We start from the raw sequence: 15,516 nt of genomic DNA on the forward strand, positions 1-15,516 counted from the left end.
AGTCATAGAGGAAAACCAACGGAACACAGGCACCCAGAACACCGAACGCAGGCCCGGAGCAGAGGGAGACCCAAAGCCATGCACCGCATCACCGTCGTCGGCGGCGGCTTCGCCGGCCTCACCGCGGCCATCACCGCCGCCGAAGCAGGCGCCAAGGTCACCGTGTACGAGGCCCACCACACCCTCGGCGGCCGCGCCCGCACCGCCGAGGGCCCGTACAAGACGAACGAGGGCCCGCACGCCCTCTACAAAGGCGGCCCCCACTGGACCTGGCTCAAGCAACGCGACCTGATCGGCGAACTCGCCCCGCTCCCACCCCTGGAAGCCGCCCGCCTCCGCCTCCGCCACAAGGGCACCCTGCGCCGCACCCCACCCTTCGCCATGCTCAAACTCCTGCGCCGTACGCCCGAACAGGCGCCCGTGGACAAGGACTTCATGACCTGGGCGACGGACATCGCCGGAGAGGAGGGCGCCATCGCGGCAGCCCACTACTCCGCCGTCGCCCTCTTCCACCACGACCCGGGCACCCTCTCCGCGGCCTTCGTACAGGAACGCCTGCGCCGCGCCACGAAGCTCCCGCCGGAGGCGCACTACCCGCGCGGCGGGTGGGCCAGCGTCATCGACAGGATGGCGGCCCGCGCCTGGAACCTGGGCGTACGCGTCGAAACGCTCGCCCGAGTGGACACGCTCCCGGACGACCACGGCCCGGTCATCGTGGCCACCTCCCTCGACGCGGCCCGCCTCCTCCTCAAGGACAGCTCACTGACCTGGACAAGCGGCCGTACGGCCCTGATCGACCTGGCCGTCCGTACGCGCAGGGGCGACGCGTTCGCCGTCTCCGACCTGGACGCGCCGGGCTGGATCGAGCGGTTCACGGCCCAGGACCGCTCCCTCGCCCCGGCCGGCGAGCAGCTCATCCAGGGCCAGATCCCGATCGCACCCCGCGAGTCCCGGGCGGACGGCATCGCCCGCGCCGAGCACCTGCTCGACCTCGCCTTCGCGGGCTGGCGCGACCGCGTCACCTACCGCCGCGAGGCGCTCGCGAACGGCCGCACCGGCGCCGTCGACCTCCCCGGCACGAGCTGGCGCGACCGCCCACGCGTCGACCGGGGTGACGGCGTGTACCTCGCGGGCGACCAGGTGGCGGCCCCCGGCGTGCTCTCCGAGGTGTCCTTCAACAGCGCGCTGGAAGCGGTGTCCCTGGCACTGAACATCCGCAGCAGGGCGGGCCTTGACCTCAAGCAGGCTTGAGGTCGGAGGCTGGATTCCACCACAGCGAACCGAAACGCACCGCCGAACCGATGAACCAGTAGCGGCACACAGAACTGACGGAACCAGAAGCGACCACACATCCGACGGAATCAGTAGCGGCACGCAGTACCGACGGAACCAGTGGCGGCACACAGAACCGATGAGAACCGATCGAGGAGCCCCGCCATGCGCGCCATCCGCCTCCACGCCTTCGGCCCGGCCGAGAACCTCTCGTACGAGCCGGTCCAGGACCCCGAGCCGGCCCCCGGCCAGGTCCGTATCGCGGTCGCCGCGGCCGGCGTACACCTCCTCGACACCGCGATCCGGTCGGGCATCAAGGGCCCGCTCCCGGAGCTGCCCGCCCTGCCGACCGTCCCCGGCCGCGAGGTCGCCGGCACCGTCGAGTCCCTCGGCGAGGGCGTCGCCGACCTGTGGCTCGGCAAGCGCGTCGTGGCCCACCTGGGCTACAACCCCGGGGGTTACGCCGAACTGGCCGTCACGGACGTCGACCGCGTCCACGAGATCCCCGGCAACCTGGACTTCGCGCAGGCTGTCGCGATGATCGGCACGGGCCGTACGACGATGGGGATCCTCCAGTTCGCCGACCTCACCCCCGACTCCGTGGCCGTCATCCCCGCCGCAGCAGGCGGCATCGGCACTCTCCTCGTGCAGTACGCGAAACACGCGGGCGCCACGGTGATCGGCCTCGCGGGCGGCCCGGAGAAGGTGGCACGCGTCGAGAAGAACGGCGCCGACCTCGCCGTCGACTACAAGGACCCGAGCTGGCCGGACCAGGTCAGACGATTCCTCGGCGACCGGCCGGCCACGGTCGTCTTCGACGGCGTCGGCGGAGACACGGCCCGCGAAGCCGTCGCCCTGCTCGACAACGCCGGCGGCGAGCGCGGGAAGCACCTCGTCTTCGGCTGGTCCGGCGACGGCCTGCACGACGGCACTCCGTACCTGGTCGAGGGCATATCCCAGTCGGTCCTCGGCCCCGTGATGATGCAGAAGACGGGCGGCCCCAACCCCATCCGTACGCTGGAACTCCGGGCCCTCGCGGAGGCCGCCGAGGGCCGCCTCGTCCCAGCCGTCCAGCGCTTCCCGCTCACGGAGGCGGCGGCGGCGCACCGAGCGCTGGAGAGCCGGGGAACGATCGGCAAGGTGGTTCTGGAGCCGTGAGTTCGCAGGATTGCGTGACTTTCGCACACGTGGGGCGTTACACCAGGCGACTGATGAAACAGTCGTTCCCGACCAGGGCTGCTGTTCGCGCGAGAGGGAGGTCGAGCCGGAGTGGAGCTGCGTTACACGTTCCGCCTGGAGCCCGGTCCCGGTGCGCGGATGGCGCTGGCGAAAGTGTTCGGGTGTGCTCGGGTGGTGTGGAACGACGCCCTTACCGCACGCAAGGTCGCGCACGAACGGAAGCTGCCGTTCCCGAAGACCGGGCTGCTGTCGAAGCTGCTGATCACGCAGGCCAAGCGGACCGAGGAGCGGGCGTGGCTGGCCGATGTGTCAGTCGTGCCATTGCAGCAGGTGCTGCGGGACCAGGACACGGCCTGGACGGCATTCTTCGGCTCACTCAAGGGCACCCGCAAAGGGCCGAAGATGAGCGAGCCGGTGTTCAAGTCCCGTAAGGACCACCGCCAGAGCGTGCGGTTCACCGCGAACGCTAAATGGAAGATCACGCCAGACGGAAAGCTCAGCCTCCCGAAGATCGGCACGATCCCAGTCCGCTGGTCTCGGCCGCTTCCCTCGGTCCCGTCCAGCGTCACCGTGATCAAGGATGCGGCCGGAAGGTACTTCGCCTCATTCGTCGTCACCACCAACCCGATCGAGGACTTGGTTGCCTCCCCCAGCGTCGAGGGTGATCAAAGCATTGATCTAGGGCTGACTCACTTCGCTGTCCTGGCCGACGGTTCGCGAGTGGCATCGCCGCGGTTTCTGCGACGGGCGGAGAAGAAGCTGAAGAAACGGCAGCGTGACCTGGACCGAAAACAGAAGGGCAGCAAGAACTGGAACAAGGCCCGACTGAAAGTGGCTCGCGCTCATGCGACCGTGGCCGATACGCGCAAGGACTTCCACCATCAGCTCTCCACCAAGCTGGTCCGTGAAAACCAAACGGTCACAGTGGAGACGCTGAACGTGAGAGGCCTCGCACGTGGCCGGTTGGCAAAGGCGGTCCACGACGCAGGCTGGGCGCAATTCACCGCAATGCTCGAGTACAAGGCGCGCAGATACGGCCGTGGCTTCACCCGCGTAGCCCACAACTTCCCTTCCAGTCAGCTGTGCTCAGCCTGCGGACACCGGGACGGACCCAAACCGCTGAAGATCCGTATCTGGACCTGCCCGGAGTGCGGCACAGTCCAGGACCGGGACTGGAATGCGGCCAAAAACACCCAGAACGAAGGCCGACGCATCCGCGCCGCGACCCAGCGAACCGCACCACCCACCCCCGGGCCGGGGGCCCTCACCCCAGCGTGAGGTAAACGCCTGTGGAGCGCACGTCAGACCCTGGTCGGCAATCAGGGCAGAGCGCGTCGAAGCAGGAACCCAACTCAAGCCCCACCGCCGCTCGGCGGAGGACAGGGAGGAATCTCCCGCCGCTTGGCGGGAGAGGGGGCCAAACGGTCGCCATCTGGTGGACCGCAGGGATCAGGCTGTTCACCGGACTCATCACGGGCGTGATGGTCACGGCGAAGGCGCCAAAGCACAACGTATCCGCAGACACGCCCATACTCGAATCAGTGCCCTGACCCCAACCGCGCGAGCGCCCCGTCCGTCAGCCGGTACACCGTCCACTCGTCCTGCGGTCGCGCGCCCAGCGCCTCGTAGAAGTCGATCGACGGCCGGTTCCAGTCGAGGACGGCCCACTCCAGCCGCTCGTACCCCCGCTCCACACAGATCCGCGCCAACTCCCGCAGCAGCGCCTTCCCGTACCCACCGCCGCGCGCAAGCGGCCGTACGTACAGGTCCTCCAGATAGATCCCGTGCACCCCGCGCCACGTGGAGAAGTTGAGGAACCACAGCGCGAACCCGACCGGTTCGCCCTCCGCGGACTCCGCGATGTGCGCGTAAGCGGCCGGCCGTTCCCCGAAGAGCGCCTCGCACAGCTGCTCCTCGGTGGCCCTGACCTCCTCCAACGCTTTCTCGTACTCGGCCAGTTCGCGGATCATGGAGTGGATCACGGGCACATCAGCGGGAGTTGCCGTACGAATCATGCGGGCAGGCTACGACAGCCACCCGGGCAAACCGGGTCGAGACCCACCCCCAGCAGCAGCGCCGCCCGGCGACCCGGATCAACGTCCCAGCAGCAGCCGTGCGATGGCGGCCTGTTCGGCGTCCAGCCCCTCCCCCTCCTCCACCAGCCACAGCGAGTTCTGCAGCACCCGCCCCAGCGTCCAGGCGCGTGCCCCCTCCCGGTCCACGCCCAGCGCCTCCGTCATCAGGTCGAAGCGGCGCGGCAGCTGCCCCTCCTCGAACCGGTTCCAGAGCGCGGGCAGCAGCTCGAAGCACGGGTCCCCGGCGAGCGGTTTCGGATCGATGACGAGCCACGGCTCACGGTCGGCCGCGAGGACGTTCTCGAAGTGCAGATCCCAGTGCAGCAGCCGGTCCCCGGGCTCGCCCGCGACCTCGCGCACCGCCGCCGCACAGTCCTCCAGCAACCGCCGATCGCCTTGGTCCTCAAGGGACTTGAGCACCGGCGGCAGCCGCTCGAACATGCCCGCGGCGATATCGCCCAGCCGCCGCATCCCCTCCGGCGCCGGCACGGCCGTGAGCCGCGCCAGCAACTCCGCCAGGATTCCGGTGGCCTTCATCACATCCGGTACGGCGGCCAACGGGCGTCCCTCGTCAAGCCGTTCGAGCAGCAACGTGCCGGTCTCCGCGTCCTCGTCCAGCAGCCGTACGACCCCGTCACCGCCCCAGGTCCGCAGCGCGAGCCCCTCGCCGGCCGTCTCGTCGTCGACGTCCTGCAGCTTCAGCGCCGCCCGTGTTCCGTCGGCGCGCACGACCGGCAGCACGACCGAGACCCGCCCGCTCATCGGCGCCCCCTCCTGCCGCAGATCCCATCGCTCCAGGAACTCCTCTCCCCGCTCCAGCAGCCGCGCGTACCGGACCATTCACCATCACCCCATGAGTCGTGCGCTTGCCCAAGGCCGTGGAAAAGCATGGAATCCGAAGGAGACACCCGCCACTCCGAGAAGCTAACGTCCCGCGCATGAGCAGCACGGAGAACGCGGGCAGCACCAGCGACGCCACCCGCACGACCGACGCGCCGGACGCCACCGACGCGACAGGCGCCACCGACGCGCCGCGCGCGGCCGACGCGCCAGGCACGGCGGACGCGCCAGGCACGGCGGACGCGCCAGGCACGGCGGACGCGCCAGGCACGGCGGACGCGACCGACCCGGCCCCGACAGCCCGCACGCCCGGCGCACCCCGCACCGTCGTCAACGGCGGCATATCGTTCTGGTACGCGCAGGACGGCCTCCCCACACCCCGCGAGCCTCTCCCCGGCGACGCGAGCGCCGATGTCGTGATCGTCGGCGGCGGCTACACCGGCCTGTGGACCGCGTACTACCTGAAGAAGGCCGCCCCTTTCCTGCGGATCACCGTCCTGGAGCAGAAGTTCTGCGGCTACGGCGCCTCCGGCCGCAACGGCGGCTGGCTCTACAACGGCATCGCGGGCCGCGACCGCTACGCGCGCCTGCACGGCCACGAAGCCGCCGTACACCTCCAGCAGGCCATGAACGAGACGGTCGCCGAAGTCGTCCGCGCCACCGAAGAAGAAGGCATCGACGCGGACATCCACCGGGGCGGCGTACTCGAAGTCGCCTACACACCCGCCCAGTTGGCCCGCCTGAAGGCCTTCCACGAGACGGAACTCTCGTACGGCGAGAAGGACCGCGAGCTCCACGGCGCCCGCGAGACCGCCGACCGCATCCACGTCGCCGACGCCGTCGGCTCCACCTGGACCCCGCACGGCGCCCGCCTGCACCCCGTCAAGCTCATCAAGGGCCTCGCGGCGGCCGTCGAAGCACTCGGCGTCACGATCCACGAGTCGACGCCCGTCACCGAGATCAGACCCAAGCACGCCGTCACCCCGTACGGCACGGTTCGCGCCCCCTACGTCCTGCGCTGCACGGAAGGCTTCACGGCCTCCCTGAAGGGCCAGAAACGCACCTGGCTCCCCATGAACTCCTCGATGATCGCCACCGAGCCGCTGACCGCCTCCCAATGGGAGTCCGTCGGCTGGGAAGGCCGCGAAACACTCGGTGACATGGCGCACGCCTACATGTACGCCCAGCGCACCGCCGACGACCGCATCGCGCTCGGCGGCCGCGGAGTTCCGTACCGCTTCGGTTCGCGCACGGACAACGACGGCCGTACGCAGGCGTCGACGGTCAACGCGCTCCGGGAGATCCTCGTCCGCTTCTTCCCGCAGCTCTCGGACATCGCCGTGACCCACGCCTGGTCGGGCGTCCTCGGCGTCCCCCGCGACTGGTGCGCCACGGTCACCCTCGACCGCTCGACCGGCCTCGGCTGGGCCGGCGGCTATGTGGGCTCCGGAGTCGCCACTGCCAACCTCGCCGCCCGCACCCTCCGGGACCTGATCCAGCGGGACTCGGGCCAGTCGGGCGCGACCGAGCTCACCGCCCTCCCCTGGGTCGAACACAAGGTCCGCAAGTGGGAACCCGAGCCTTTCCGCTGGCTCGGGGTACACGGCATGTACGCGACGTATCGAGCCGCCGACCGCCGCGAACTCACCACCCATGCCGCACAGTCGTCCCGGATCGCGCGTATCGCCGACCGGGTCGCGGGCCGCTGAGACAGGGGGAACCTCATGAGCACCGCAGTCATGGACACCGTCCGCTACTCGTCCGACGGTCAGCTCCTCGACATCCACCGCGCCGCCGCCCCCGACGCCCCCACGGTCCTCCTGTGGCACGGCCGCGGCCCCGCCGAACGGGACGTTCTCGGCGCCCTGGCCGCGACGGTCGCCCGCCTCGGCGCCACGGTCATAGTCCCCGACTGGCACCCGGACGCCCCCGACGGCGGACGCCCCCACCTCGAGGCGTCCCTCCGCTTCACCTGGGACTTCGTACGCGACCCGGCCGAGATCATCCTCGTCGGCTGGTCCCTGGGCGGCCGCGCCGCCATGGCCACGGCCCTGCAGCCGAACCCCCCGGAGGGCTGGCGCCCGGCCGCCGTGGTCGGCATCGCCGCCCGCTACAACCAGCCCGAGCCGCTCCTCGGCCTCCCTTCCCCCATGGCCGTCTGCGCCACCGCCCCGCCGCTGCCCATCCACCTGGTGCACGGCACGGCGGACCGGGTCTGCGACTTCGCCAACGCCCGCGAGTTCCAGGCCGTCCTGGCCGCCTGCGGCCGCCCGGCCCCCCTCACGGAACTCACCACGGACCACTCGGGCGCGGTCATGGCCGAGTACGCCTCCGAACTCGGCCGCTGCCGCCCCGCCCACTCCGGCTCCGCCCACCGCGAAGGCCTCCGCACGGCCCGCTTGATCGCTCGCGCAGCGGGCCTGCCCACACAAAAGGCCCAGGTCAGCGGGTGACCTGGGCCTGCAATGCGGCACGACGGGTTGTCCGTGCTGTCGGAGCCCCCTGTCGGATTCGAACCGACGACCTACGCTTTACAAGAGCGTTGCTCTGACCAGCTGAGCTAAGGAGGCCTGCACGCGTGCGTGCTTGCAGGCATACGTGCGCTGGGCGTGCACGCATGCGCGCCCGTGCAGTGTACCCACGTCACAGCGGGGTCCCGTCGAAAATTTCCTCGAACTTCATGAGCCCCGGAGTACTGACAGAACGCGTGAACGCGAGGTAGCGTCCTGACCCAGTCCGCTCGTGTGGACTACACCACTACGGGCCGTTCCGTAGTGGCTCACCACCTTTACAACGGATCGTCCGGCACGTTCCTGCCGGTGAAGGGGGCCCCTCACCATGGCCACTGTCTCGTTCAACAAGGCGACCCGCATCTACCCGGGTGGCGACAAGCCCGCCGTCGACCAGCTCGAGCTCGATGTCGCGGACGGCGAGTTCCTCGTCCTCGTCGGTCCCTCCGGCTGCGGAAAGTCCACCTCCCTGCGCATGCTCGCGGGTCTCGAGGACGTCAACTCCGGCTCGATCCACATCGGTGACCGCGACGTCACGCACCTGCCGCCCAAGGACCGGGACATCGCCATGGTGTTCCAGAACTACGCGCTCTACCCGCACATGACGGTCGCCGACAACATGGGCTTCGCGCTCAAGATCGCCGGCGTCAACAAGGCCGAGATCCGCCAGAAGGTCGAGGACGCGGCGAAGATCCTCGACCTCACCGACTACCTGGCCCGCAAGCCGAAGGCCCTGTCCGGCGGTCAGCGCCAGCGTGTCGCCATGGGTCGCGCCATCGTGCGTGAGCCCCAGGTGTTCCTCATGGACGAGCCGCTGTCGAACCTCGACGCCAAGCTCCGCGTCTCCACCCGTACGCAGATCGCGTCGCTGCAGCGCCGCCTCGGCATCACCACCGTCTACGTCACCCACGACCAGGTCGAGGCCATGACGATGGGCGACCGGGTCGCGGTCCTCAAGGACGGCCTGCTCCAGCAGGTGGACTCGCCGCGCCACATGTACGACCGCCCGGCCAACCTCTTCGTCGCCGGCTTCATCGGCTCCCCGGCGATGAACCTCGTCGAGGTCCCGATCACCGACGGCGGTGTGAAGTTCGGCAACTCCGTGGTGCCCGTCAACCGCGAGGCCCTCAAGGCCGCCGCCGACAAGGGTGACACGACCGTCACGGTCGGTGTCCGCCCGGAGCACTTCGACATCGTCGAGACGAACGGCGACGCCGCCAACTCCCTGTCGAAGGAGACCGAGGACGCCCCGGCGGGCCTCGCCGTCTCCGTGAACGTCGTCGAGGAGCTCGGCGCCGACGGCTACGTCTACGGCAGCTCCAAGATGGGCGACGACCTCAAGGACCTGGTCGTCCGTGTCAGCGGCCGCGCGGTCCCGGAGAAGGGCGCCACGCTGCACGTCGTACCGCGCCCGGGCGAGACCCACGTGTTCTCGACGTCCACCGGTGAGCGTCTCTCCGACTAATCCCGGAGATTTCACCCAGGTTGACGAAGAAGGCCCCGCAGGCCACTGCGGGGCCTTCTTCGTTGTCGACAAATACCCCGGCAGACCGGTCATTTCGATACCTGTGCGTCAACATCAAACTCGAAAACGGCGGTTTACCCGTCCCTCGAATTGATTACTAAATGTCGCCAAATCATCACCCCGCGCTACCCTCACTCGCGTGAAGCACTCCACTAACCACTCGACGCGACACGGCCGTGGCCCCGCCGGCCGACCGACACAGCACGGCCGCGGTCCGGCCCGCCGGATCGGCCGTACTCTCGCCCTCGTTCTGCCCGTCGTCCTGGTGCTCTCCGGGACGCTCGCGGTGACCCGAGTCAACTGGTCCGGGAACAGCTCCTCGGGCTCGGTGCTCGCCGCATCCGCCGAGGACGTCTCCCGGCGCGCTCCGTCCCGCGCCCCGCAGGACGTGCTGCGCGACAAGCTCCTGCTCGAACTCCAGGAGAAGAACCCGGGCGTGGCCCTCACACACCTCCAGGAGGCCGTGAACGGCCGCCCGTCGCTCGCCAGGCACTGCGCCTCCATCGCCCGCGCCCTGGGCCGCGCAGCGGTCCGCGCATACGGCCCGTCCCGCGCCCAGTCATACGCCCGCCCGGTCTGCGACACATCCTTCGCCACGGGCGTAGCCGCCCAGCACGCCTGAGCCGCCCGGCGGGCCCGTCAGGGGCCTCCGGCCCCGTAAGGGGCGCGGGGCTGGGACAATGTGCGGCTCCGCCGCGTGGGCGCGACCAGCCTCAACGGACCCGCAGATCCCCACCCCGCGCGGCCCGCACACCCCCACCCGCACAGCCCGCACATCCCCACCCGCTCACCCCGCGGGGCGCCACGTACAGTTCGGGCATGACCGATCCGAACGCCGCGTCGCGCCCCGTTCAAGCCGTCGTCCTGGCCGGCGGCCAGGGCTCCCGGCTGCGTCCCTACACCGACGACCGTCCCAAGCCGATGGTCGAGATTCCCGGCACCGGGACCCCGATCATCGGCCACCAGCTGGCCTGGCTCGCCGAGGAGGGCGTCACCGACGTCGTCGTCTCGTGCGGTCATCTCGCCGAGGTCCTCCAGCAGTGGCTGGAGTCGACCGACCTGCCCGTCTCCGTGACCACCGTGGTCGAGACGGAGCCGCTGGGCCGCGGCGGCGGCCTCAAGTTCGCCGCCAAGCACCTGCCCCACCCGGACCGCCCCTGGTACGCGACGAACGGCGACATCTGGACCCGTTTCTCGCTGCGTGAGATGGCGGACTTCCACACCGAGCGCGACGCGGTGGCGACCCTCGCGCTGGCCCGCCCGCGCATCCCGTGGGGCGCCGTCGAGACCGACGACTTCGGTCACATCACGGACTTCATCGAGTCCCCGCCGACCGCGTACGGGATCAACGCGGGCGTGTACGTCTTCTCGCCCGAGTTCGCCGCCCTGCTCCCCGACCTCGGCGACCATGAGCGCACCACGTTCCCGCGCCTGGCCCGCGAGCGCCGCCTGGCGGGCTATCCGATCCCGCAGGGCGCCTACTGGCGCGCCATCGACACCGCGAAGGACCTCACGGAGGCGGCCAAGGAGCTGGCCGCGCTGGGGCGTTGAGGACCTCACCTCGGTCCAGCGACTTGTCCCGTACGTCGATGGGGCCCGGCACCTGAGTGGTGCCGGGCCCCATCGTCGTATCGAAATCCACGTACCGGACGTCGTGGCGAATGAGCTGTCTCAGCCGAGCAGGCCGCCGACGAGCCCGTCCGAGCTTCCGGAGCCGCTGCCTCCCGAGCCTCCGCCCGCGCCGCCGCCGGTACCTCCGGAGCCGCCTCCCGAGCCCGTACCGCCGCTGTTGCCGCCCGAGGAGGACGGGCCCGCGCTGGTGCTGGGCGCCTGGGGCGGGGCCGACTGCTGGGGCGGGGCCTGGCCGGTGCCCTGTGTCTGGCTGGGCTGACCGGCAGTGGCGCCGGCGGTCTCGCGGGCCGCACCAGGCGTGGTCGCGGCGCCCGAGGGGCTCGCCGAAGTGGCGCCCTGCGTGGGCGAGTTGGCCGCCGAGGGGCTCTCCTTGTGGCGGCGCTTGCCGGGTTCCTCGGGGAGCGGGGAGCCGGGCAGTTCGTTGCGCGGGGCCTCGCCGGGGCCGGGGACGACCACACGGTCGGCGTCGCGGACGGCGCCGCCGAGCAACGAGCCGAAGAGCAGCGTGAATCCGACGACGACGGTCGCGACGAGCGCGCCGCGGCGCAGGACCCGGCGGCGCAGCTCCCAGATCTCGACGCGCGGCCCGAGCGTGCGCCAGGCCTCACCGGCGAGGCGGCCGTCGACGGAGTAGACGGGGGCGCCCGCGATGATCAGCGGGGACCAGGCGGCGAGGTAGATGATGTCGGGTGCGTCGTAGGCGGGGACGGACTTCCAGCTGACGGTGAGGAGAAGCGCCGCCGACAGCAGCGCGCCGACGACCGCGGCCACCCGCTGCCACAGGCCCAGGACGGTGAGGACGCCGACGATCACCTGGAAGAAGGCGATGAGGAGTCCGGCACCGACGGGGTGCTCGAGCGCGAACTGGCGCAGTGGCTCGGCGAGTTCCCAGGGATGCAGCGAGTTGAGCCACTTGACCATGGAGCCGCGCTTGCCGCCGTCGAAGTAGACGGGGTCGCAGAGCTTGCCCATGCCGGCGTAGATGGAGATGAAGCCGAGGAAGACGCGCAGCGGGAGCAGGACGACGCCGAGGTTCATCCGGCGGCCGGGGTAGTACCCGTGCCGGACGGGGTCGGCGCCGTGCCGCTTGGGAGCACTGCCGTCCTCGTCCCGGTACGAGTCGCGCTCGTAGGAGTCGCGCTCGTAGGAGTCGTCCTCGACATCGCCCCTCGTGTACGGGGGGTCGTCGATCTCCTCGTACGCGCTGCCCGCGCTGCGCATCTGGGGCAGGAGGCGGGTCCCGGGGCCGCGGACGCTCGGCGTCTCGACGGTGGCGTCGATGTCGAACCCGGAGGTGGCGCCCACGTCGACGCGCGGGATGACCTGGGTCGCGCCGCCGTCGCCCGCCGGTTCCTCGGCGCCGTGCCGCAGACTCGTGCTCCGCACGGCCTGCAGCAGCCGGGTGGCGCCGGTGTCGTCGGGGGCGGACCTCCCGCTCCAGACGACGGGCGCGCGGCGGCGGGTTCCTGCGGCGGTTCCGACGACGGGCATGCGCGCGGTGTCGTCGCTCGAGCTCAAGTACCGTGCGACGCGCGGGGACTGGGCCCGCGGGGCGGTGCCCAGCTGCACGCGGAAGCTCGCATGATTGACGATGACCTGCGCCGGATCGCTCGGCACCTTCACCATGCTCAGCGCGGGAGCGTCGTCGAATCCCAACGAGCGGTCCCCCGTGGGTGTGCGGGGTGTTCTGGTGTCCACACTCATCTAACCGAGCGGCGTGTGCTTAGGACACTGCTTTGACCGCCCCGATCTGTCCGGACCGCGTCAAGATCACCCAGCCCGTCCGTATCGCCCTATGGAGGCGCCTTACGGGGACGGCATTTCACACCGCCCCCAGTCCCCGCCGGACCACCCTCAGACACGCCGCCGAGAGGCCTCGTACAGCACGACACCAGCCGCCACACCCGCGTTCAGCGACTCCGTGCCACCCGGCATCGGAATCCGCACCCGGAAGTCGCAGGTCTCGCCCACGAGTCGGGACAGGCCCTTGCCCTCGCTGCCGACGACGATGACGACCGGGCCGCCGAGGGCTTCCAGTTCGCCGATCTCGGCTTCGCCGTCCGCGGCGAGGCCGACCACGACGAGGCCTGCCTTCTTGTAGGCCTCGAGGGCCCGGGTCAGGTTGGACGCGCGGGCGACGGGCGTACGGGCCGCGGCGCCGGCGGACGTCTTCCAGGCGCCGGCGGTCATACCGGCGGCTCGGCGCTCGGGCACGACCACACCGTGCCCGCCGAACGCGGAGACCGACCGGACGACGGCACCGAGGTTGCGCGGGTCCGTCACGCCGTCGAGCGCGACGATCAGCGGGTCCACGCCCTCGTCGTACGCGGCGGCGGCGAGGTCCTCGGGGTGCGCGTACTCGTACGGCGGGACCTGGAGGACGAGGCCCTGGTGGTTGAGCCCGTTGGTCATGCGGTCGAGCTCGGGGCGGGGGGCCTCCATGAGGTGGATGCCGCCGCGGTCCGCGGCGAGCTGGAGCGCCTCGCGCACCCGCTCGTCGTTGTCGATGAACTGCTGCACGTAGAGCATCGTGGCGGGCACGCCCTCGCGCAGCGCCTCGACGACGGAGTTGCGCCCGACGACCATCTCGGACGTGCCCTTGCCGCCCCGGCCGCCGCGCGGTGCGGGGCGGCGCACGGCCTGCTTCGCCTTGGACGTGGCGATTCGGTTCTTCTTGTGCCCCTTGCGCGCCTCGGCGGGCGGGGTCGGGCCCTTGCCCTCCAGGCCCCGGCGTCGCTGGCCGCCACTGCCGACCTGCGCGCCCTTCTTGCCGGACATGCGGCGGTTGTTAGCGGCCATGACCTACCTGTCTGTGTGAGAGCGTGCTGATGTCTTCTGGAACTCTGGAACGCGTACTTCTATGAAGTGTGCCGCCCGGAGAGCCGGGCGGCACAATCGATCAAGGAATGCTCAGCGCGGGCCGAGCGTCCACCGCGGCCCCTGGGGGCCGTCCTCGATGATGAGCCCGGACTGGTTGAGCTGGTCGCGGATGGCGTCGGCGGTCGCCCAGTCCTTACGGGCCCGGGCCGCCTCACGCTGGTCGAGAACCAGGCGTACGAGGCTGTCGACGACCCCGTGCAGATCGTCGCCGCGGTCGGACTCGCCGGCCCAGTGCGGGTCGAGCGGGTCGAGACCGAGGACGCCGAGCATGGCCCGGACCTCGGCGAGCCGGGCCACGGCCTCTTCCTTGTCGTCGGCGGCCAGCGCGCTGTTGCCCTGGCGAACCGTCGTGTGCACGATCGCCAGCGCCTGCGGCACACCCATGTCGTCGTCCATCGCCTCAGCGAACGCCGGCGGCACCTCGGACGTGGGCTCGACGACGCCCCCGGCCTTCTCCATCACCCGCTGCACAAAGCCCTCGATCCGCGCGAACGCCGACTCGGCCTCGCGCAGCGCCTCTTCGCTGTACTCGATGGTGGAGCGGTAGTGCGGGGTGCCCAGGTAGTAGCGCAGCACGATGGGCCGCCACTGCTTGACCATCTCGGACACGAGGACCGAGTTGCCGAGCGACTTCGACATCTTCTCGCCGCTCATGGTGACCCAGGCGTTGTGCACCCAGTACTTGGCGAACTCGTCCCCGAAGCCCCGGGCCTGGGCGATCTCGTTCTCGTGGTGCGGGAAGATCAGATCGATCCCGCCGCCGTGGATGTCGAAGGCGGAGCCCAGGTACTTGTGCGCCATCGCACTGCACTCCAGGTGCCAGCCCGGCCGGCCGCGTCCCCAGGGCGTCTCCCAGGAGGGCTCACCGGGCTTGACGGCCTTCCACATCGCGAAGTCCCGTGGATCGCGCTTACCGGTCTCCCCGTCCTCGGACGGCTGGCGCAGATCGTCCAGATCCTGGTTGGACAGCGACAGATACCCGGGCAGCGAGCGCACGTCGAAGTACACGTTGCCGTCGGCCTCGTACGCATGCCCGCGCTCGATGAGCGTGCGCATCATCTCGACCATCTCGGTGATATGGCCGGTGGCGCGGGGCTCGTACGTGGGCGGCAGGCAGCCCAGGGCCGTGTAGCCGTCGCTGAACGCGCGCTCGTTCTCGTAACCGATCGACCACCACGGCCTGTTCTGCTCGGCCGCCTTCTTGATGATCTTGTCGTCGATGTCCGTCACGTTCCGGACGAACGTCACGTCGTAGCCGCGGTACTCCAACCAGCGGCGCATGATGTCGAAGTTGAGCCCCGACCGGATGTGCCCGATGTGCGGGGCCGCCTGCACCGTGGCGCCACACAGGTAGATCGAGACACAACCCGGCGTGAGCGGGGTGAAGTCACGGATCTGCCGGGCGCTGGTGTCGTACAGGCGAATGGTCACCACTCCAGGGTAGTGGGCGGTGACCAGTGCCCCGCGACCCTTCTGGCACATGGGCCACTTATTCGTGACATCTGGGCGCCGACGGTGCCACCGTCCGGGCGTGTTTCGCCCCCGCCGCCCCTATCCGTCCCATCCTTCTGGGGCTCCGCCCCAGACCCCGTTCTCGGGGGCC

The 15,516-nt window shown here is 70.4% G+C and carries 13 protein-coding genes and 1 tRNA gene; 8 read left to right on the forward strand and 6 right to left on the reverse strand.

Annotation, left to right across the window (positions count from 1 at the left end; genetic code table 11):
• Positions 1 to 78: 78 nt before the first annotated feature.
• The 3 genes from GAS53_RS45300 to GAS53_RS45310 all read left to right on the forward strand — a co-directional run bounded on the left by GAS53_RS45300 (position 79) and on the right by GAS53_RS45310 (position 3,729).
• Positions 79 to 1,251: an NAD(P)-binding protein gene (locus tag GAS53_RS45300; RefSeq protein WP_151483628.1), complete on the forward strand. Its 1,173-nt coding sequence runs from the start codon at positions 79 to 81 to the stop codon at positions 1,249 to 1,251.
• A gap of 186 nt (positions 1,252 to 1,437) precedes the next feature.
• Positions 1,438 to 2,430, forward strand: a complete 993-nt coding sequence (locus GAS53_RS45305; RefSeq protein ID WP_151483629.1) for a zinc-binding dehydrogenase — start codon at positions 1,438 to 1,440, stop codon at positions 2,428 to 2,430.
• 111 nt (positions 2,431 to 2,541) lie between these two features.
• Complete coding sequence (locus GAS53_RS45310) at positions 2,542 to 3,729, forward strand: RNA-guided endonuclease InsQ/TnpB family protein (protein ID WP_225859503.1); 1,188 nt, start codon at positions 2,542 to 2,544, stop codon at positions 3,727 to 3,729.
• A gap of 260 nt (positions 3,730 to 3,989) precedes the next feature.
• On the opposite strand, the gene GAS53_RS45315 is transcribed toward GAS53_RS45310, so the two are convergent.
• On the reverse strand, positions 3,990 to 4,466 hold the full coding sequence (locus GAS53_RS45315; protein WP_151483630.1) for a GNAT family N-acetyltransferase: 477 nt from the start codon (positions 4,464 to 4,466) through the stop codon (positions 3,990 to 3,992).
• A gap of 78 nt (positions 4,467 to 4,544) precedes the next feature.
• The gene (locus GAS53_RS45320) at positions 4,545 to 5,366 is read right to left on the reverse strand and encodes an aminoglycoside phosphotransferase family protein (RefSeq protein WP_151483631.1); all 822 of its coding nucleotides are present in this window, start codon (positions 5,364 to 5,366) and stop codon (positions 4,545 to 4,547) included.
• A gap of 98 nt (positions 5,367 to 5,464) precedes the next feature.
• On the opposite strand from GAS53_RS45320, the gene GAS53_RS45325 reads away from it, so the two are divergent.
• Positions 5,465 to 7,075 carry an FAD-dependent oxidoreductase gene (locus GAS53_RS45325; RefSeq protein ID WP_225859504.1) on the forward strand — a complete coding sequence of 537 codons (1,611 nt, stop codon included), beginning with the start codon at positions 5,465 to 5,467 and terminating at the stop codon, positions 7,073 to 7,075.
• Positions 7,076 to 7,090: 15 nt separating this feature from the next.
• A complete protein-coding gene (locus GAS53_RS45330; RefSeq protein WP_151483632.1) occupies positions 7,091 to 7,819 on the forward strand; it encodes an alpha/beta hydrolase in 729 nt (242 codons plus the stop codon).
• A 43-nt stretch (positions 7,820 to 7,862) separates the two neighbouring features.
• On the opposite strand, the gene GAS53_RS45335 is transcribed toward GAS53_RS45330, so the two are convergent.
• Positions 7,863 to 7,936: transfer RNA gene (locus GAS53_RS45335), tRNA-Thr, on the reverse strand.
• A gap of 268 nt (positions 7,937 to 8,204) precedes the next feature.
• Here GAS53_RS45335 and GAS53_RS45340 point away from each other — a divergent pair.
• From GAS53_RS45340 to GAS53_RS45350, 3 genes are all read left to right on the forward strand, one after another.
• The gene (locus tag GAS53_RS45340) at positions 8,205 to 9,341 is read left to right on the forward strand and encodes an ABC transporter ATP-binding protein (RefSeq protein WP_151483633.1); all 1,137 of its coding nucleotides are present in this window, start codon (positions 8,205 to 8,207) and stop codon (positions 9,339 to 9,341) included.
• A gap of 199 nt (positions 9,342 to 9,540) precedes the next feature.
• A complete protein-coding gene (locus GAS53_RS45345) occupies positions 9,541 to 10,023 on the forward strand; it encodes a hypothetical protein (protein WP_404829412.1) in 483 nt (160 codons plus the stop codon).
• Positions 10,024 to 10,220: 197 nt separating this feature from the next.
• Entirely contained in the window at positions 10,221 to 10,952 is a 732-nt protein-coding gene (locus GAS53_RS45350; RefSeq protein ID WP_151483634.1) for a nucleotidyltransferase family protein, read from the forward strand.
• Positions 10,953 to 11,072: 120 nt separating this feature from the next.
• On the opposite strand, the gene GAS53_RS45355 is transcribed toward GAS53_RS45350, so the two are convergent.
• The 3 genes from GAS53_RS45355 to cysS all read right to left on the reverse strand — a co-directional run bounded on the left by GAS53_RS45355 (position 11,073) and on the right by cysS (position 15,344).
• Positions 11,073 to 12,737, reverse strand: coding sequence for a DoxX family protein (locus GAS53_RS45355; protein WP_151483635.1), 1,665 nt, complete (start codon positions 12,735 to 12,737; stop codon positions 11,073 to 11,075).
• A 150-nt stretch (positions 12,738 to 12,887) separates the two neighbouring features.
• A complete protein-coding gene (rlmB, locus tag GAS53_RS45360) occupies positions 12,888 to 13,832 on the reverse strand; it encodes a 23S rRNA (guanosine(2251)-2'-O)-methyltransferase RlmB (RefSeq protein ID WP_151483636.1) in 945 nt (314 codons plus the stop codon).
• A 111-nt stretch (positions 13,833 to 13,943) separates the two neighbouring features.
• Positions 13,944 to 15,344 (reverse strand): cysteine--tRNA ligase, encoded by a 1,401-nt coding sequence (gene cysS / locus GAS53_RS45365; RefSeq protein ID WP_151483637.1) that lies wholly within the window; start codon positions 15,342 to 15,344, stop codon positions 13,944 to 13,946.
• Between the last annotated feature and the right edge of the window lie 172 nt (positions 15,345 to 15,516).

The organism is Streptomyces albicerus (assembly GCF_008905045.1).
In the GTDB taxonomy this organism is placed as follows: Bacteria; Actinomycetota; Actinomycetes; order Streptomycetales; family Streptomycetaceae; genus Streptomyces; species Streptomyces albicerus.

What these genes read in the sequence shown, in the direction of transcription:
- rlmB (WP_151483636.1), bottom strand. Translation starts at nt 13,832, where the DNA reads ATGGCCGCTAACAACCGCCGCATGTCCGGCAAGAAGGGCGCGCAGGTC.
- GAS53_RS45350 (WP_151483634.1), top strand. Translation starts at nt 10,221, where the DNA reads ATGACCGATCCGAACGCCGCGTCGCGCCCCGTTCAAGCCGTCGTCCTG.
- GAS53_RS45330 (WP_151483632.1), top strand. Translation starts at nt 7,091, where the DNA reads ATGAGCACCGCAGTCATGGACACCGTCCGCTACTCGTCCGACGGTCAG.
- GAS53_RS45300 (WP_151483628.1), top strand. Translation starts at nt 79, where the DNA reads ATGCACCGCATCACCGTCGTCGGCGGCGGCTTCGCCGGCCTCACCGCG.
- GAS53_RS45325 (WP_225859504.1), top strand. Translation starts at nt 5,465, where the DNA reads ATGAGCAGCACGGAGAACGCGGGCAGCACCAGCGACGCCACCCGCACG.
- GAS53_RS45355 (WP_151483635.1), bottom strand. Translation starts at nt 12,737, where the DNA reads ATGAGTGTGGACACCAGAACACCCCGCACACCCACGGGGGACCGCTCG.
- GAS53_RS45305 (WP_151483629.1), top strand. Translation starts at nt 1,438, where the DNA reads ATGCGCGCCATCCGCCTCCACGCCTTCGGCCCGGCCGAGAACCTCTCG.
- GAS53_RS45340 (WP_151483633.1), top strand. Translation starts at nt 8,205, where the DNA reads ATGGCCACTGTCTCGTTCAACAAGGCGACCCGCATCTACCCGGGTGGC.
- GAS53_RS45315 (WP_151483630.1), bottom strand. Translation starts at nt 4,466, where the DNA reads ATGATTCGTACGGCAACTCCCGCTGATGTGCCCGTGATCCACTCCATG.
- GAS53_RS45320 (WP_151483631.1), bottom strand. Translation starts at nt 5,366, where the DNA reads ATGGTCCGGTACGCGCGGCTGCTGGAGCGGGGAGAGGAGTTCCTGGAG.